The sequence below is a fragment of the Variovorax nivicola genome (assembly GCF_051216475.1).
Taxonomy (GTDB): domain Bacteria; phylum Pseudomonadota; class Gammaproteobacteria; order Burkholderiales; family Burkholderiaceae_C; genus Variovorax.
The window spans coordinates 616,994-634,709 of the sequence record NZ_JBPJZK010000004.1; the positions used below are offsets into that span (position 1 = coordinate 616,994).

Below are 17,716 nucleotides of genomic sequence, written 5' to 3' on the forward strand. Positions count from 1 at the left end.
ACTACTTGCTCCCGAAAATGCGCCTGAAAAAGCCCGGCTTCTCGGCATCGACGAAGCGCATCGGCTTGTCTTCGCCGAGAAAGCGCGCCACCACGTCGCTGTAGGCCTGCGCCACGTCGGTTTCCTTGTCGTGGATCGCGGGCACGCCCTGATTGGAAGCATGCAGCACGCTTTCCGACTCCGGGATCACGCCGATCAGCTTGATGCGCAGGATGTCTTGAATATCTTCGAGCGAGAGCATCTGCCCGCCCGCCACCCGGTTCGGGTTGTAGCGGGTGATCAGCAGGTGCTCCTTGATGGGCTCGCTGCCGTCCTTGGCGCGCTTGGTCTTGCTGCTGAGCATGCCCAGGATGCGGTCCGAGTCGCGCACCGAAGAAACCTCGGGGTTGGTCACCACCAGCGCCTCGTCGGCGAAGTGCATGGCCATCATGGCGCCGGTCTCGATGCCCGCGGGCGAGTCGCAGACGATGTATTCGAAGTCCATCGCGGCGAGGTCGGCCAGGATCTTCTCCACGCCTTCCTGCGTGAGCGCTTCCTTGTCGCGCGTCTGCGATGCGGCCAGCACGAACAGGTTGTCGCACTGCTTGTCCTTGATGAGTGCCTGGCTCAGGTTGGCTTCGCCCTGGATGACGTTGATCAGGTCGTACACCACGCGGCGTTCGCAGCCCATGATCAGGTCGAGGTTGCGCAGGCCCACGTCGAAGTCGATCACCGCCGTCTTCTTGCCCGCGAGCGCGAGGCCAGACGCAAAGCTGGCGCTCGTCGTCGTCTTGCCGACGCCGCCCTTGCCCGAAGTCACCACCACAATTTTGGCCATGGCCATTCCTTCTTGTTTCGATTCAGTTGTTGCTTGTCAGGGTCGCCGCGTTCCGTGAGCCGGTGAACCGGGTCATGGAATAGCGTCGATCGCAATTTTCTTGCCGTCCAGGCGCACCTGAGCCGACTTGCCCAGCACCGTGTCGGGCAGCGGCACCTCGTTGGTCCGGTAGATGCCCGCAATGGCCACCAGTTGCGCTTCCATGCAGGTCGAGAAGATCCGCGCCTCGGTGTTGCCCCGCGCGCCGGCAATGGCCTTGCCGCGCAGCGGTGCGTACACATGCACGTTGCCGTCTGCGATGACCTCGGCGCCGAAGCTCACCACCGCCGTCACCACCACGTCACCGCCTCGGGCGTAGACCTGCTGGCCCGAGCGCAGCGGCTTGTCGATCAGCAGCGTGCCGTTGGCCGGCACCGGCACTTCGCGCACGATCTGCGGGGCTTCCGAGGCGGGGGCCTCGGCCGGCGGCGCCGGGGCGCGGGGAGCGGGGGCTGCGGGCATGGCCGCCACCGAAAGGCCGGCAGCCCGGGCCGCGGCGTTCTGCTCGGCATTGCCGCCGCGCACCGCGATGGGTTGGGTCTGGTGGCGCGCCAGCAGGCTGCGCAGGGCGGCAAAGTCGATGTCGCCGGCGGCTTCGCCACCCTCGCCCTGTGCTTCCTGCAGCAGCGAGAGGTCGATCACCACCGGCTCCTGCTCGAAGAAGTCGGGCGAATCGGCCAGCTGGGCGTCGAGTGCCTCGGCCAGCACGTCCAGGTCGGACGTCTTGAGGATCACTGCGATCAGCGGCAGCGTGGCGCTCTTGAATTCGAAAACCGCCTTGGTGCGCGCGGCGGAGACATCGGCCATTGGAAAACGTCGGTGCGAAAAGCGTTGGAGTCTAACGGGCGCGGGCCAAACCCCGGTGAACCGCCCCCGCTTCAGGCCCCTCGGAGAACACTTCTTTCATGAGGTTGCACTTTTCCGAGGGTGCTTGGGTCAGTTCTTCGAGCGGCCCAACAGCGCGTAAAGAATGATCGCGCCGAAGGTCGCGGTACCGATGCCGCCGAGAGCGAAGTCGCCGAACTTCAGCGTGAAGTCGCCCGTGCCGATGATCAGCGTGATCGCCGCCACGATCAGGTTCTTGTTCTGCGAGAAGTCGACCTTGTTGTCGACCCAGATCTTGGCGCCGGCAATGGCGATCAGGCCGAACACCACGATGCTCACGCCGCCCATCACCGGCAGCGGAATCGCCTGGATCAGCGCGCCGAACTTGGGGCTGAAGCCCAGCACCAGCGCGATGACGGCCGCCACCACGAACACCGCCGTCGAGTAGATGCGCGTGGCCGCCATCACGCCGATGTTCTCGGCGTAGGTGGTCACGCCCGTGCCGCCCGCGGCGCCGCTCACCACCGTGGCGATGCCGTCGCCGATGAAGGCGCGGCCCATGTACGGGTCGAGGTTGCGGCCCGTCATGGCCGTCACCGCCTTCAGGTGGCCGAGGTTCTCCGCCACCAGGATGATCGCCACGGGCGCGATCAGCAGCATCGCGTTGGCCGTGAACACCGGCGTGGTGAAGGTCGGCAGGCCGAACCATGCCGCATTGGCGATGCCGCTCAGGTCGACCGGCTTGCCCATGCCCATCACGTTGGTCAGCACCGCATAGACGATGGTGGCCAAAATCAGCCCGACCAGGATCAGCAGGCGCTGCAGCATGCCGCGCGTGAACACCGCCACCAGGCCCACGCAGAGAAAGGTCACGGCCTGCATCCACGAGTCGAAGTTGCTGGCGGCCATGTTCTTGATTGGCACGCTCGCCAGGTTGAGCCCGATCACCGCCACCACCGCGCCCGTGACCACCGGCGGCATGAAGCGCTCGATCCACCCCGTGCCGACGGCCTGCACGATGGCCCCGATCAGGATGTACACCACCCCGCAGGCCACGATGCCGCCCAGCGCCACCGCGATGTTGGCGTTGGGCCCCTTGCCCGCATAGCCGCTGGCCGCGATCACCACGCCGATGAAGGCGAAGCTCGAGCCCAGGTAGCTGGGCACCTTGCCGCCGGTGACGAAATAGAAGATCAGCGTGCCGACGCCGCTCATCAGGATCGCGATGTTGGGGTTGAACCCCATCAGGATCGGTGCCAGCACCGTGGCGCCGAACATCGCGATGACGTGCTGCACGCCCATCGCGCCTGTCTGCAGCCAGGGCAGCCGCTCGTCGGGCGCGATGACCGCGCCGTTGGCCAGCGAGGACGCGGGCCGCTCAGTCCAGTTGAACATTTCTTGTCTCCTCTTGTTGGTTGTTGGTGGGGCGTGATTGTGGTCGATGAACCCCACACTGAACACACCCGTCACCCCGGGCTCGCTGCCTCGGTCAGCGAGGCTGCAGCACTGCCATCGTGATGCGCGACACGCAGGTCAGCTCGCCCGCCTCGTTCGTCAGGTCGATCTGCCACACCTGCGTGGTGCGCCCCCGGTGCACCGGCCGCGCCGTGCCGATCACCCAGCCGCTGGTGACCGAGCGGATGTGGTTGGCGTTGATGTCCAGCCCCACGGCGCGGTCGCCTTCGGGGGCCGAGTAGTGGGCGCCGCAGGAGCCTAGCGTCTCGGCCAGCACCACCGACACACCGCCGTGCAGGATGCCGTAGGGCTGGCGGGTGCGTTCGTCCACCGGGCAGCGGGCGCGGATGAAGTCGTCGCCCACCTCCAGGAATTCCATGCCGAGTACCGATACGACGGTGCCCACGTGGTTGCGCGTCAGCGCCTCGACGGAGATTTCTTTTTTCCAGATACGCATGGCGTGCTTCTTTCTTTGTGCCTGTAACAGTGGCCAAAACTATAGCGATGGCGACTGACAAACCGAGTCGCCTTTGCGTGTTACCTTGAATCGATGAAGCACCCTGTCCGCCGCTGGCTCATTGGCATTGCCGTTGCACTGCTGCTGGGCGTGGGCGCGCTGGTGTGGGTGGTGAGCGCGCGCCTGCCCACCGACGACGAGGTGGCCGCGAAAATCGCCGAAGGCTTCGAGAAGCGCTTCGGCGTTGCCCTGAAGGTCGGCGGCGCCCACTGGTCGCTGCTGCCGGTGCCCGTGCTGGTGCTGTCCGACATCGCCACCGACCAGCCGCGCCCCATCACCCTGCGCCGCGCCACCGTGCGGCTGCAGCTCGCGCCGCTGCTGCAGCGCGTCATTGCCGTGGACGACGTCGAAATCGAAAGCCTGGTGCTGCCGCGCGCCTCGGTGCGGGCGTTCCGCGGCAAGGGGCCCAAGCCGCAGGAGGGCAGTGGCAACGTCGTCGCGCTGCCCGCGCCATGGACGCTCGCGCCCGTGCCCGTGGAACTGCTGCGCTGGCGCGACGTGGTCTGGATCGACCGGCGCGACATCTCGCTGGCCTACGACGGCGACGTCCGCTTCGACCCCGGCTGGCGCCCGCGCCAGGCCCGGCTCGAGCGCGCCGGTGTCACGCCACCCGTGCGCCTGCGCCTCGACCGCCAAGCCGGACAGGACCGCTGGCGCACCCGCATCGATGCGGGCGGTGGCACCTGGAACGGCGTCTCCCGCTTCGAGACATTACCGGGCGGAAAGCTGCAGCTGTCGGCCGAGCTGGAGCCGCGCCAGATCGACATCGAGAGCCTGGTGCAGGCCTTCGACCGCCGCACCTCGGTGGCCGGCAAGTTCTCGGGCAACACCACGCTCGTGGCCGAGGCCGGGAGCGCCGAGGAACTGGGCGCGCTGATCCGCAGCCTGCACACCCGCACCACCTTCTCGGTGCAGCCCGCCACGCTCACCAAGCTGGACGTGGCCAAGGCCGTCGCCACCGCAGGCGTCAGCCGCGGGGGCACGACGCAGCTGGACGAACTCACCGGCACGCTCGACACCCAGGGCACCGAAGACGGCGTGGTGATTCAGTACACCAACCTCAAGGCCCGCTCGGGCGTGCTCACGGCAAGCGGCAACCTGAAGCTGTTCAACCGCAAGCTCGACGGCGAGATCGCGGTGGACCTTGTCGACGGCGTGATCGGCGTGCCGCTGAAAATCGGCGGCACCGCGAGCGAGCCCGAGCTGTCGCTGACCGGCGCCGCGCTCACCGGCGCGGCCATTGGCAGCGCGGTGCTGCCGGGCGTGGGCACGGCCATCGGGGCGCGCGTGGGGCAGCAGGTGGAGAAGATGTTCGGCGGGAGCAAGCCGAAGCCCAAGCCCAAGCCGGCATCCAGGCCGCGCACCGGCCCTAGGCAAACGCCTTGATCGCCGCCGGCACCGTCAGCACCGCCGTGTAGTACCCCATGAACTGCACGCCGGTGTTGAACCCGATTGCGCGAGACAGCAGCCCGCCCAGCAGCCCCATCGTCAGGATCACCAGCAGCCCGAGCAGCTGGCCTTCCCATACGCTGATGACCACGATCAGCCCGACGAAGGTCGCGATGATCGCCTCGTGGCTCACCTTGCGCGACACGAACAGCGCCGCGCGGCGCGCGAAGTTCATCGTGAACGGATAGGCCACCAGGGCAGCGAGCACCACCGCCAGCATGCCGTAGCCCAGAAACTCCCAGTGGTTCAGCAGGTTGTGCAGGTTGTGCGTCTGGCCGGTGGCCGCATCGATGGTGAACACCGGCGGCGCGTTGAACAGCGGCGCAGCCGGGCCGGCCGCCACGGGGCTCAGCGGCAGGCCGATGGCGATCAGCGGGATCAGCGCCTCGGCGATGTAGGTGGCCTCGGTCACGCCGTTGCGCGCGGCCAGCGTGGTGGTGAGCCGGTGGTACGCATGCTTGATGCGCGAGCCCACCAGTTCGCCCAACACCACGGTCATCGCGACTGGGCTGAACACGAAGGTGGCGCTGGAGATTGCGGCCGTCGCGAAGGTCCATTTCACCTGCGTGCGGTCCAGCACCTTGAACGGATTCGGGAAGTAGCCCGACCAGCCCTTCACGTCGGGGGCGAGCGAGAAGGTGCGGACCTTCTCGCGCTTCATGCGTGCGCGCGCAGCCGGCGAGATCACCGAGAACAGGTCGGCCACCAGCGGCCCGATGGCGATGCCCAGGAAGTAGCTGATGCCGAGCTTCACGCCGTACTTGCCGGTGAGCGCCTGCAGCGCCACGATCACCATCACGAACGGCACCAGCGTGGCCACCGAGGCCCAGCGCCCGCTCGAGAAGTACGCGATGGCCACGGCTGCCACCACGAAGATCCACGGCGCCGCCTTGGTGATGGCCGCGCTGTAGGGCGCCAGCAGCACCGCGAACAGCACGGCCAGCGGCACCGCGATGAAGGCCGCGATGATCGCGCCCGACACCATCTTGCGCAGCGCGATGTGCGGCACACCGAGGTTGCGCAGCACGTTCGCATCCTGCAGCAGCGGCGTGGCCATGGTGTCGCCCGGAATGCCCAGCAGCGCGGTGGGCACCGCATGCGTCATGTGCTTGGCCACGGCCGCTGCCAGGAAGAAGGTGAACACGCCTTCGGGCGGCACGCCGAGCAGCACCACCAGCAGGGTGAGCGGCGCGAGCGTGGTGGTCTCGTCGGTGCCCGAGACGAGGCCGATGGCCGCGAACACGACGGCGCCGACCAGGCCCATGCCGGTGGCCACGAGGATCTGGTTGAACAGGGCTGCTTCGATCACGGTGCGGCTCCTTCCGTGCTGCGAGCGCGGGGCTTGTACGACGCGAACAGGTCGTAGATTTCCAGCTCCTTCATCTCGCGCACCACCGACGGCGGCAGGTCGTCCACCGAGCCGAGGTCGCCGTGTTCGCCGGCCAGTTCGGCCAGCACTTCTTCGCGCCAGCGCGGATCGGCTGCCGCTCCTTCGACGACTTCGCGCTTCGGCGTGAAGAGCTTCGCGCAGATCAGGCCTGACACCACGCAGCCGCCCAGGCCGGCAAGCATGGCGTACGCCCGCGCCAGCTCAGGCGTGCCGACAGTGCTCATGAGCACGCGGCTGGCCACGAGGTAGCCCGTGAGGCTCACCGCGATGCCGATGACGATCGACCACGCGAGGTGGCCCAGGTCGGCCGTGTCGCCCCATATCTCCACCAGCCGCCAGCGGGCGGGCGTTGCACTGTCTGCACTCATTTTTCGATGTCTCCGTCTGTGGTTATCTGACGGCCACCTTGCGTGGCCGCCGCGCTGTGCCCCAGTTTGGGCCGCGGTTCGTTGTGCGGGGCTCTCCCGCGTTGCCTGTTTGCCTACTTCTTGCGCAGTGCCTCGAGCAGTGCGACAGCACGGTCGGTGCGCACGTCGTGCTCGGACGCCATTTGCTTCGCGATGCTGTCGACCTCGTCGCCGGTGGCGCCTGCGACCAGCGCGATGTTGCGGGCATGCAGCGCCATGTGGCCGCGCTGGATGCCTTCGGTGGCGAGCGCGCGCAGCGCGCCGAGGTTCTGCGCGAGGCCCACGGCCACCGCGACTTCGCCCAGCTCCTGTGCCGACTTCACGTCGAGGATCTTCAGCGCGAGCCGTGCGAGCGGGTGTGTCCTGGTCGCACCGCCCACCAGGCCCACCGGCATCGGCATCTCGATGGTGCCGACCAGCGCGCCCGCGGTGTCCTTCTCCCAGGTGGTCAGCGAGGTGTAGCGCCCGCTGCGGCAGGCATAGGCATGCGCGCCGGCTTCCACTGCGCGCCAGTCGTTGCCGGTCGCGACGATCACCGGGTCGACGCCATTCATGATTCCCTTGTTGTGCGTTGCTGCGCGGTAGGGGTCGATGGCCGCGAAGGTGTACGCGTCGATCACGCCCTCGACCACCTCTTCGCCGCTGCGCTCGCGTGTGGCCAGCACCGCGGGAGCGAGGCGCACGCGTGCACGCGCCAGCCGCAGGTCGGCCAGGTTCGACAGGATGCGCAGCCGAACCGTGCCGCCCGTGAGCTTTTCGACCAGCGGCGAGACCGCCTCGGCCATGGTGTTGACGGTGTTCGCGCCCATCGCGTCGCGCACGTCGACGATCAGGTGCATCACCACCATCGCGCCGCGCGGCGTGTCGCCGAACACATGCACCTCGATGTCGCGGCACCCGCCGCCCAGGCTGATCAGCACCTTGTCGCGGCTGTTCGCCACGGCAAGGATTTCGTCGCGCGCGCGCAGCAGCGCCAGCCGCGCGCCGTACGGGTCGGTGATGCCTATTACCTGTACCTGCGCACGCATCAGCGGGCCGGTGCTCGAAGCCTCGAAACCGCCGCCCTCGCGCGCCAGCTTGGCCATGAAGGAGGCGGCGGCCACCACCGAGGGCTCTTCCACCGCCATGGGCACGAGGTAGTCGCGCCCGTTGACGGTGAAGTTGCCGGCCACGCCCAGCGGCAGCTCGAAGGTGCCGATCACGTTCTCGACCATGCCGTTGGCGCGGTCCACGCCCAGCGCACCAGCGTGGGCGAGCAGCGCGACCTCTTCGTCGCCCAGGGATGCGGCCTGCGCTATGTGGGCCAAGCGCTGCGCGGGCGTGAGTGCGCGGAAGTTGGGAATGCGGGAATCGGCGACCATCGTTGCTTGTCTCTTCGGAAGATGAATTCGGGAGCAGGCAATTTAGGTCGGCTGTACCGTCGGTGGAAGGCACAGTTTGGCGGGACAGTGCGGACAGTGGTGCGCGAAAGCGGGCTGCTGTGTCACAGTCGGCGCCCATGACCACCATTGCCGATTCGCTCGCCGAGACTCTCGCGCGCCAGATCGCCAGCGGCGCCTACAAGGCCGGCGACAAGCTTCCTTCTCTGCGCGAACTCGCGCAGCTTCACAGCTACGCCAAGAACACCGTCGTGGCCGCCTTCGAGCTGCTGGTGTCGCGCGGGCTGGTCGAGCCCCGTCGCGGTTCGGGCTACTTCGTGTTGCCGCAGCAGGTGGTCAAGCCGGTGGAAGAAGACGCCGGCAGTCTCGGCCGCGCCATGGACATCGTGTGGCTCATGCGCGAGCAGCTCAAGACGCAGCCCGACGCCATCGCGGTGGGCGATGGCTTTCCGCCGGTCGAATGGCTGGCCGACGTGCGCCTGGACAAGTACCACCCCAAGGTGGTCCGCACCGGGCTCGGCGCGCTGTTCCGCTACGGCAGCCGCTTCGGCTATGCGCCGCTGCGCGACCACCTCGTGCGCAAGCTGGCCGACTTCGGCATTGGCGCCGAGCCGCGGCAGATCGTGCTGACGCACGGCGCCAACGAGGCGATGGACATCGTCATCCGCTACTTCGTGCCGCCCGGCGGCAAGGTGTTGGTGGACGACCCTGGCTACTACCCCCTCTTCGGCAAGCTCAAGCTTGCGGGCGCGCAGGTGCTGGGCGTGCCGCGGCTGGCCGACGGGCCCGACCTCGAAGCGCTGGAGCGCCTGCTCGTTGCCGAGCGGCCGCGCCTGTTCTTCACGCAGTCGATCGCGCACAACCCCACGGGCTCCGACATCTCGCCCGCCAAGGCCTTCCGCGTGCTGCAGCTCGCGCAGAAGCACGACCTGCTGATCGTCGAGAACGATCCGCTGGCCGACTTCAAGCCCACCTCGCTGCCGCGCCTGGCCGCGCTCGACCAGCTGGAGCGCACCATCTATATCGGCAGCTTCTCCAAGTCGTTCTCGGCAGCGCTGCGCGTGGGCTTCATCGCCTGTGGCGCCGACCTGGCGAGCGACCTCGCGGACCTGAAGGCGTTGATCCACGTGAGCAGTTCGGAGTATTGCGAGCGCACGGTCGACGTCATCCTGAGCGAGGGCCACTACCAGCGGCATCTCAATCGCCTGCAGGCGCGGCTCGGCGAAGCCACGCGCAACGCGATCAAGCTGTTCGACTCGGTCGACGCAGAGGTGTTCGCGCGCACCCCGCAGTCGCTCTACGTGTGGGCCGCGCTGCCCGGCGTGGCCGACTCGCTGGCCTTTGCGAAGGAGCTGCTGCCACGCAAGATCGTGATGGCGCCGGGGCGCATCTTCAGCGTCGACTCGACGCAGCTGTCGCGTTGGTCGCGCTTCAACGTGGGTGCCATGGCCGACCCGCGCTTCGCCAAGGCGCTGCGCACCACGCTGCGCTTCTTCAGCGCTTGAACTCCCCGTGGCGACCGGCGCCACCGGCGAAGCGCGCCGCGCCGGCTTCGCCTTCGGCGAAAACCATCGGCACTCCCTGGGCACCTTCGCGGCGCAGCGCCTCTGCCAGCGGCATGTCCCACTGCGCGTAGGCGGAGCGGCGGTCGGCCAGCATGCATTGCTGCGGGAAGGCGGCGAGCTGGTGGGCAAGCTCCTGCGCGGTGGCCAGCGCACCGCCGGGCGGCGTCACACGGTTGACCAGGCCCATCGTCAATGCTTCGGGTGCGCCCACCGGACGGCCCGAAAGAATCATGTCGAGCGCGCGCCCCATGCCCACGATGCGCGGCAGCCGCACCGTACCGCCGTCGATCAGCGGCACGCCCCAGCGGCGGCAGAACACGCCGAACACCGCATCGTCGTCGGCCACGCGCAGGTCGGCCAGCAGCGCGAGTTCGAGGCCGCCCGCCACCGCATAGCCGTTCACCGCCGCGATCAGCGGCTTCGACAGCGCCATGCGCGTCGGCCCCATCGGGCCGCTGCCGCCGCCTTCGGGGTCGAGCTCGTTGCGGCGGCCCGGGTCGGCCACCGCAGAGAGATCGGCGCCCGCGCAGAAATTGCCGCCCGCGCCGGTCAGCACCGCGACGCGCAGCGCGTCGTCGGCCTCGAAGCGCTCGAAGGCTTCGCGCAGTTCGGCGGCCACGACGCCGTCGACCGCATTGCGCTTTTCCGGGCGATTCAGCGTGATGGTGCAGACCGTGCGGTCCACGTCGTACGCCACGTACTGCATGGCCATGAATGCATCCTTTTGGGCTAAATTACATTAGCGATCGCTCGGCTGCATCGTAGGAAATATTTCTCTCTTTCGCAATTATGGACAAAGTATGTAATGTGCCGGTCGCCATCCCCAGCGCGCCGGAGCTGATCCTCGACCTGCTGGTGGCCGACGGCGGCACGCTGAGCTCGCAGGCGCTGTGCCGCGCGGGCGCACTCATGGGCATTGGCGAATCGACCCTGCGCGTGGGCCTGACGCGGCTCGCGGCCGAAGGCAAGATCGCGCGCGGCGAGCGAGGCAGCTACGCGCTCAACCGCAAGGGCCCGGCGCTGTCGCGCGCGGTCGACGACTGGCGGCACAAGCAGGCGCAGGCCGTGGCGTGGCGCGGCGACTGGCTCGCCGTGCACGACGCGGGCGTGCCGCGTGCCGACAAGACAGCGTGGCGCCACCACGCCCTTGCGCTGTCGCTGCGCGGCTTTGCGGCACTGCGGCCGGGGCTGCTCATCCGGCCCGACAACCTCGCGGGTGGGCTGGAAGGCGAACGTGTGCAGCTGGCGGCCCTGGGCCTGTCGCGTACTGCCCTGGTGTTCCGGCTGGCCGATCTGGACGATGCCGCGCAAGCTGCCGCGCGCAAGCTGTGGAACGTGCGCACCCTCGCGGCCGATTGCAGCCGCCTGCAAACGGGCCTGGAACGCAGCGAGAAGCGGCTGCACACCCAGCGGCTCGAAGTCGCGACGCGCGAGTCGCTGCTGCTGGGGCGCGCCGTGATCGCGCACCTCATCCGCGATCCGTTGCTGCCGGCCGAACTCATGTCGCCCGAACCGCGCGCCGCGCTGCTCGCAGCCACGCGGCGCTACCAGGACAAGGCGCTCGCCCTCTGGCGCAAGTGGCTGGCGCTGCCGTAGCCGTTCAGTGAGCGGTGCCCAGTTCGTCGAACTGCACCACGCCTTCCTTCATGACCAGCGGAATACGTTCGCCCTGGCCCAGCAGGCAGCCGACGTCGCGCAGCGGATCGCCGTCCACCACCAGCAGGTCGGCCAGCGCGCCCGGCACCAACCGGCCCAGGCGTTCGCTCATGCCCAGCACCTCGGCTGCGACCGTCGTTGCGCTGGCGATGGCTTCGGCCGGCGACAGCACTTCGGCGCGCAGGCGGAACTCGTCGCTCTGCAGGCGTTGCGATTCGCCGAGCAGGTCGGAGCCGTAGCCCATCTTCACGCCGGCCGCCTTGTAGATCTCCAGCGAACGCAGCCCGGCCTCGCGCACGCTGGCCACCTTGGCCACGCTTTCCGCGGGCAGGCCGAAGCTCTCGCCCTCGCTGGCCAATGCGTCGTAGGTGACGAGCGTTGGCACCACATACGCGCCGAGCTGCGCCATGAGTTCGGCCGTGGGTGCGTCGACAAGGTTGCCGTGCTCGATGGTGCGCACGCCGCAGCGCACGGCCCGCGCGATGGCTTCGGCGGTATAGGCGTGCGCCATCACATAGGTGCCGCGCCCGCGGGCCTCTTCGACGATGGCGCGGATCTCGTCCTCGCTGTAGCCGAAGGCGCCCACCGGGTCGGTCGGCGAGGCCACGCCGCCGGAAGCCATGATCTTGATCTGGTCCGCGCCCATCTGCAGCTCTTCGCGGACGGCACGGCGCACCGCATCCACGCCGTCGACCACGCGCGCCAGCGCACCGACGCGCACGCAGGTGGCGCACGCCCCGTCGTTGTTCATCAGGTAGTCGGAGCGTGCGCGCATGTCGCCATGGCCGCCGGTCTGGCTCAGCGCGCGGCCGGAGACGAACAGGCGAGGCCCTTGCGCCAGCCCTGATTCCACCGCCTGCTTGAACGCGAAGCCTGCGCCGCCCGCGTCGCGCACCGTGGTGAAGCCGCGGCGCAGCATGCCGCGCAGCATGGGCACGCTGCGCAGCGTGATCAGCACGTTGGGCATGTGCACCTGCCGAGAGAGATTGAGCTCCACCGCGATCACGTGCACGTGCAGGTCGATGAGGCCAGGCATCACCGTCTTGCCCTTCACGTCGATCGTGCGCGCCGAGGCGCTGCGGATCGGCTTGTCGGAAACCTCGCGAACCACGCCGCCCTCGACGAGGATGTGGTGGTCTTCCAGCAGCTCGGGGCGCTGTGGGTCGAGCAGGTTGGCGTTCCTGAAAAGCACGGTGTTTGTCATGCCATGGACTCCTTGGTCTGTTGCGCCATCACGGCCGGGACCGCCAGTTGCGCGAACACACGCGCAAGCTCGACGTGCCCGGTGTCGTACCAGTTTTCCTCGTGCAGCATGTTCAGCGTGCCCAGCGTCTCGCCGCGCCAGCGCAGCGGAATGTTCAGCACGCTGCGGCAGCCCAGCGACACGATGAGTTCGTGGTCGTAGAACACGTCGCGCAGGTCGTCGGCGTTGCGGCCGATGTAGGGCAGGCCGCGCTGCATCACCTGCTGCATCCACGGCGAATCGGTGATCGGCTTGCGCCCGCCCACCGGGTAGGCCTCGCGCATGTTGGTGTACACGCGCTCCGACTCGCGCGCCTCACGGTGGTGCACCAGGATGGTGAAGAGCCGGTGGCCGATGGTCGCGGCCACCGCCTTCTCGAGCGCGTCGAAGGTGGCCTGGGGTTGTTGCGTGTCGGCGTGCGCACGCGCGACGGCCGACAGCGATTCATCGAGAAGCTTGGGTTGCATGGATGGCTTGTGTCAGGAAAGCTCGGCCGCCGCGATGTCTTCCAGCGAACGGCCGCGCGTCGGAATGCCCATGAAGGTGACGGCCGCCGCGCCCAGCAGCAGCACCGCCGTCGTCATGCCGAACACCCCCGCGAAGCCCAGCGCCGGATAGATGAAGCCGACCAGGATCGGCGCCGTGATGCCGCCGATGCGCCCGATCGCCGATGCCAGGCCGGAGCCGGTTGCGCGCACCTGCGTCGGAAACACCTCCGGCGTGTAGGCATAGACGCCCGCATACGTGCCGTTCATGAAGAAGGACAGCAGCACGCCCGCCGCCATGATCTGGGAGTCGCTGTGCGTGAAGGCCAGGCCCAGCGCAGAGAGGCCGCCCAGCAGCATGTAGCTCACGATGGTGGCCTGCCGGCCGATCTTCTCGTTGAGCCAGGCCGCCGAGAAGTAGCCCGGAATCTGCGCGAGGTAGATCACCAGCGAGTAGCCGAAGCTCTTGGTGATCGTCATGCCGTTCTGGATCAGCAGGCTGGGAATCCACGTGAAGAACGAGTAGTAGCTGAAGGTGATCGCCAGCCACATCAGCCAGGTCATGGTGCTGATGCGAATGAGCTTGCTGGAGACCAGCGTGGCGTAGTTCTTCAGCAGGCTGCCGCGGCTGTTGCTGGGCGGCGGCGCGGCCACGTCTTCGGCGTTGAGCGCGGGCAGCGCAAGGCCGCGCTGCATGGTGTCGGACTCCATCGCGTCCACGATGGTCCCGGCTTCTGCCTGCCGGCCCTGGCTCTCCAGCCAGCGCGGCGATTCGGGCAGCGCGCGGCGCCACCACAGCAGCAGCACCACCGGCATCGCGGTGATGAAGATCACGATGCGCCAGCCCTGCGGATGCGCCGGCACGATGAAGTAGCCCAGCAGCGCTGCCGCCACGAAGCCGAACGAAAAGAAGCCCGCCAGCGCGCCGGTGAAAGTGCCCCGGTAGCGGCGCGCCACGAACTCCGACAGGTAGGGCGCGATGATCGCGCTCTCGGCGCCGGCGCCGAAGCCGGCCACGATGCGCAGCCCGAGGAACACCGTCCAGCTGTCGACCATGCCGCTGAAGAGCGAGGCCACGCAGTAGATGGCCAGCGCCGACATCATCACCACGCGCCGCCCGAACAGGTCGCCGCAGGTGCCGGACGCGAGCGCACCAAAGAAGAAGCCGATGAAGTTCGCACTGGCCAGCACGCCGATCTGCACGCTGCTGAGCCCCCATTCGGTGCGCAGCACCGGCAGCACGAAGGCGATCACCGCGGCGTCCATCGCGTCGAAGGTGTAGCCCAGTCCTCCCATGAGGAGCAGGCGCCGATGGAAACCGGAGAACGGCAGGCGCTCGATGCGGGCCGACAGCATGGTCATGTGAATCCCTCGACTTCGGTGGTGCACAGAAGCGGCAGATCGTAGGATCGCGGGGATATCACGACAAATTTATACGTGTGATTGTGTTTATTGATTCAGTGAATGGTCAGGCCGCACGATGAACTACCGCTCCGCCGATCTCAACCTGCTGAAGGTGTTCGAGGCCCTCATGACCGAGGGCAACGTCACGCGCGCAGCCAGCAAGCTGTCGCTGACCCAGCCCGCGGTCAGCAATGCACTGCGCCGGTTGCGCGAGACCTTCGACGACGCGCTGTTCGTGCGCAGCGGCGCTGGCGTCAACCCGACGCGGCGGGCCATCGACCTGTGGGAGCCGCTGTCGCAGTCGCTGCATGCGATTCGCGGCACGCTAGACCTGGAGCGTTTCGATGCGCTGCGCAGCACCGCCAGCCTCAGCATCGCGATGTCTGACTACGTGTCGGGCATCGTGGTGCCGAGGCTCGCAAGCAAGCTCAGCAAGGCGGCGCCGTCGATGCTGATTCACGCCATTCCCAACACGCTGGTGGATTTCGACAAGGTGCTGGCCGACAACAAAGCCGACTTCGCGATCAGCGTCTACAACGAGGAAGTGCAGCGGCCGGCGTTTCTCAAGTCGAGGGCGCTGTGGTCACCCGATTTCGTGTGCGTCATGCGCACGGGGCATCCGCTGGCGCGCGCCGACAGGATTCCGTTGAAGAAATTTTTGGCGGCGCGCCATGTGGACGTGAGCCTGGTCGGCAAGACCACGCCGACCTACGACCTGTTCCTGCACAGCCGCGGGCTGCAGCGCAACCTGGTCGCGACGGTGAACCACTATGGCGCGGCGTACGAAGTGGTGCGCCGCTCTGACCTGATCGCGGTGCTGCCGTGGTCCGAGAAGTTCGAGCCCGCGCGCCTGGCCGGTCTGCGCCGGATGCCCGTGCCGCTGGAGGCGCCGGCGCGCGTCATCGAGCTGTTCTGGCACCAGCGGCACGAGACCTCCGCGCTGCACCAGTGGCTGAAGAACACGCTGCTGGCGCTGTTCGAGCAGCCTTCGTGATCAGGCGCGCAGTCGCACCACTTGCAGGTCGTCGCTCGCGCGGGCGTGCAGGCGTTCCACGTCCGCCGCGCGTCGCGTGAGCACGGCGCGCTGGTTGATGTAGCCCTTGTCGGTGATCTCGCCCGCATCGAGGCTCGGCGGCTCGGCCAACACCAGTGCGCAGGCCGGGCATTGCGAAGAGCCCGCGCCTTCGTCGCGCAGCGAACGCAACACCCCGGCGATGCGTTCGCCCATGGCTTCCGGTGACAGCGCGGCGCCTTGTGGGCTCGCGAACACCAGCATGCCGATCTCGTCGCGGTCGTGGCCGGTGAGCACCACGTCTTGCGCATGCGGCGCGAGCATCGACACCAGCTTCACGCGCAGCGTTCCCACCGACACCCAGGTGCCGGTGGAGAGCTTGAAGTCTTCCGCCACGCGGCCGTTGAAGATCACGCCCTGCGCGGGCTGCGCCGGGTTCGCGAGAAAGCCGGCATCGCCGATGCGGTAGTAGCCCTCTTCGTCGAAAGCCTGCGCCGTTTCGCGCGGTGCATCGCGGTATCCGGGGAACACCGAGACGCCCTTGACGCGCATCTCCAGCTTCTCGCCGTTGGGCACGAACTTCAGCTCCAGCCCCGGCAGCGGCGCGCCGATGCAGCCGGCGCCGTCGAGCTTCCAGTGCGCGGAGGTGATGGCGGGCGAAGTCTCTGTCGCGCCCCAAGAGGTGGTGAGCCACAGCGGCCGCGTGGGTCGCACCCGTTTGGCTACCGCTTCGAGCCGCTGCCAGGTGGAGGGTGCCAGCGCCGCCGCCGCGTAGAAGGCAAGCCGCAGCCGCGAGAACACCTCGGTGGCCAACGCGTCGTCGGCTTCGAGAAAGGGCAGCAGCATGTCGAAGCCGCGCGGCACGTTGAATAGCAGCGTGGGCTTCACCTCGCGCAGGTTGCGCACCGTCTTCTCGATCAGGCCCGGCGCGGGCCGGCCCTCGTCGATGTAGAGAGCGCCGCCGTGGCACAGCACCATGTGCAGGTTGTGGTTCGCACCGAAGGTGTGGCTCCAGGGCAGCCAGTCGACCAGCACCGGCTTTTCCTGCGCGAGGAAGCGCCAGGTCTGCGCCATCATCTGCTGGTTGGCGCACAGCATGCGATGCGTGTTGATGACCACCTTGGGCTTGCCGGTGGAGCCGGAGGTCAGCAGGTACTTGGCGTGTGTGTCGGGCAGCACGTTGGCAAAGGCTTGCATGACGGCGGGCGTTTCCTTCACCGCGAGCAATTGCTCGAACGGCATCGCACCGGGATGCGCATCGGCGTTGCGGCTGAACACCGTGACCGCTTCCACGCCGCAGCCCGCGAGCGATGCGCCGTACACCCTCGCGTCGGATGCGTAGATCAGCCCCGGCTTCAGCGCCTGCAGCATGCCGTGCAGCCGCGATGGGTCCTTGGCCATGCGCGAGTAGGCGCTTGAGAGCGAACACGCGGTACGGCCGATGTGCATGGTCGCGAGCATCAGCACGGCGTGGTCTATGGCGTTGTCCGAGAGGATCACGACTGGCTGGTCTGCTGGCAGGTTCAGGTCGAGCAGCGCTTGTGCCACCGAGCCGACGGCCCGCCGCAGCGTGCGGTAGTCGAGCTTGCGCCAGCCTTCGCCTGTTTCGTCGCGCTCGGCGAAGGCCAGTGCATCGGGCGTTTCTGTGGCCCACCGTTCGAGCCATTCGCCGATGCAGCGTGCGTAAGGCTTCAGCGCCATCGGCGAGCGCAGCGCGAAGGAGCCGTCGTCGAAGTCGATGCGCACTGTGCGGGGTGGGGCGATCAGGCTCTCGTCCTGGAGGAAGTCGGTCATTTCAGTGTTCCGGTTTTCTTGTTCGGGGTGCGTGCGAATGACACCGGGTACTCCCCTCCGCGAATGTCCCTCGGCCTTCGGCCTCCTCCTTTATTTCGCTGCGGGGAGCACCCGATGCCATTCGCACATGGACGCAGTCGTTGTGCCGTCCGATCAACCAGTGCGTCCATCGATCACGTCGATGGGGTGCCTTGCGCAGCGAAATAAAGGAGGAGGCCGCAGGCCGGGGGACATTCGCGGAGCAAGGCACCCCGTCGGCGTGATCGCACCCCGAACGAA

Annotated in this window: 16 protein-coding genes; 4 read left to right on the plus strand and 12 right to left on the minus strand. The window is 67.9% G+C overall.

Annotated features, from left to right (window positions below):
• Position 1: 1 nt before the first annotated feature.
• The 4 genes from minD to ACSFBF_RS19695 form a co-directional block, all read right to left on the minus strand.
• Positions 2–817 carry a septum site-determining protein MinD gene (minD, locus tag ACSFBF_RS19680; RefSeq protein WP_435469835.1) on the minus strand — a complete coding sequence of 272 codons (816 nt, stop codon included), beginning with the start codon at positions 815–817 and terminating at the stop codon, positions 2–4.
• A 72-nt stretch (positions 818–889) separates the two neighbouring features.
• Positions 890–1,663, minus strand: a complete 774-nt coding sequence (gene minC, locus ACSFBF_RS19685) for a septum site-determining protein MinC (protein WP_435469837.1) — start codon at positions 1,661–1,663, stop codon at positions 890–892.
• 129 nt (positions 1,664–1,792) lie between these two features.
• Positions 1,793–3,076, minus strand: a complete 1,284-nt coding sequence (locus ACSFBF_RS19690) for a solute carrier family 23 protein (RefSeq protein ID WP_435469839.1) — start codon at positions 3,074–3,076, stop codon at positions 1,793–1,795.
• Positions 3,077–3,170: 94 nt separating this feature from the next.
• Positions 3,171–3,593, minus strand: coding sequence for a hotdog fold thioesterase (locus ACSFBF_RS19695; RefSeq protein ID WP_435469841.1), 423 nt, complete (start codon positions 3,591–3,593; stop codon positions 3,171–3,173).
• Positions 3,594–3,686: 93 nt separating this feature from the next.
• On the opposite strand from ACSFBF_RS19695, the gene ACSFBF_RS19700 reads away from it, so the two are divergent.
• On the plus strand, positions 3,687–5,039 hold the full coding sequence (locus ACSFBF_RS19700; protein WP_435469843.1) for a hypothetical protein: 1,353 nt from the start codon (positions 3,687–3,689) through the stop codon (positions 5,037–5,039).
• Here ACSFBF_RS19700 and ACSFBF_RS19705 read toward each other — a convergent pair.
• From ACSFBF_RS19705 to ACSFBF_RS19715, 3 genes are all read right to left on the minus strand, one after another.
• Positions 5,023–6,408 (minus strand): tripartite tricarboxylate transporter permease, encoded by a 1,386-nt coding sequence (locus ACSFBF_RS19705; RefSeq protein WP_435470067.1) that lies wholly within the window; start codon positions 6,406–6,408, stop codon positions 5,023–5,025. The two genes, ACSFBF_RS19700 and ACSFBF_RS19705, sit on opposite strands and share 17 nt — an antisense overlap.
• Entirely contained in the window at positions 6,408–6,860 is a 453-nt protein-coding gene (locus tag ACSFBF_RS19710; RefSeq protein ID WP_435469845.1) for a hypothetical protein, read from the minus strand. Before ACSFBF_RS19710 ends, ACSFBF_RS19705 begins: the two co-directional genes overlap by 1 nt.
• Before the next feature lie 113 nt (positions 6,861–6,973).
• Entirely contained in the window at positions 6,974–8,260 is a 1,287-nt protein-coding gene (locus ACSFBF_RS19715; RefSeq protein WP_435469847.1) for a hydroxymethylglutaryl-CoA reductase, degradative, read from the minus strand.
• Positions 8,261–8,397: 137 nt separating this feature from the next.
• On the opposite strand from ACSFBF_RS19715, the gene ACSFBF_RS19720 reads away from it, so the two are divergent.
• Positions 8,398–9,783, plus strand: a complete 1,386-nt coding sequence (locus ACSFBF_RS19720; RefSeq protein ID WP_435469849.1) for an aminotransferase-like domain-containing protein — start codon at positions 8,398–8,400, stop codon at positions 9,781–9,783.
• Here ACSFBF_RS19720 and ACSFBF_RS19725 read toward each other — a convergent pair.
• Positions 9,773–10,555 carry a crotonase/enoyl-CoA hydratase family protein gene (locus ACSFBF_RS19725; protein WP_435469851.1) on the minus strand — a complete coding sequence of 261 codons (783 nt, stop codon included), beginning with the start codon at positions 10,553–10,555 and terminating at the stop codon, positions 9,773–9,775. The genes ACSFBF_RS19720 and ACSFBF_RS19725 overlap by 11 nt on opposite strands.
• A 77-nt stretch (positions 10,556–10,632) precedes the next feature.
• On the opposite strand from ACSFBF_RS19725, the gene ACSFBF_RS19730 reads away from it, so the two are divergent.
• Entirely contained in the window at positions 10,633–11,439 is an 807-nt protein-coding gene (locus ACSFBF_RS19730) for a PaaX family transcriptional regulator (RefSeq protein WP_435469853.1), read from the plus strand.
• Between the two features lie 4 nt (positions 11,440–11,443).
• Here the strand turns inward: ACSFBF_RS19730 and ACSFBF_RS19735 are convergent, their stop codons facing one another.
• Genes ACSFBF_RS19735 through ACSFBF_RS19745 form a run of 3 tightly spaced genes read right to left on the minus strand, consistent with a single transcriptional unit; the run spans position 11,444 to position 14,589 of the window.
• Positions 11,444–12,703 (minus strand): metal-dependent hydrolase family protein, encoded by a 1,260-nt coding sequence (locus tag ACSFBF_RS19735; protein ID WP_435469855.1) that lies wholly within the window; start codon positions 12,701–12,703, stop codon positions 11,444–11,446.
• A complete protein-coding gene (locus ACSFBF_RS19740) occupies positions 12,700–13,209 on the minus strand; it encodes a GAF domain-containing protein (protein WP_435469857.1) in 510 nt (169 codons plus the stop codon). The genes ACSFBF_RS19735 and ACSFBF_RS19740 overlap by 4 nt, the downstream gene beginning before the upstream one ends.
• Positions 13,210–13,221: 12 nt before the next feature.
• A complete protein-coding gene (locus ACSFBF_RS19745) occupies positions 13,222–14,589 on the minus strand; it encodes an MFS transporter (protein ID WP_435469859.1) in 1,368 nt (455 codons plus the stop codon).
• A 118-nt stretch (positions 14,590–14,707) separates the two neighbouring features.
• On the opposite strand from ACSFBF_RS19745, the gene ACSFBF_RS19750 reads away from it, so the two are divergent.
• Positions 14,708–15,625, plus strand: coding sequence for a LysR family transcriptional regulator (locus ACSFBF_RS19750; RefSeq protein WP_093057074.1), 918 nt, complete (start codon positions 14,708–14,710; stop codon positions 15,623–15,625).
• Here ACSFBF_RS19750 and ACSFBF_RS19755 read toward each other — a convergent pair whose 3' ends face one another.
• Positions 15,626–17,437, minus strand: a complete 1,812-nt coding sequence (locus tag ACSFBF_RS19755; RefSeq protein WP_435469861.1) for a feruloyl-CoA synthase — start codon at positions 17,435–17,437, stop codon at positions 15,626–15,628. It abuts the gene before it with no gap.
• Positions 17,438–17,716: the final 279 nt, after the last annotated feature.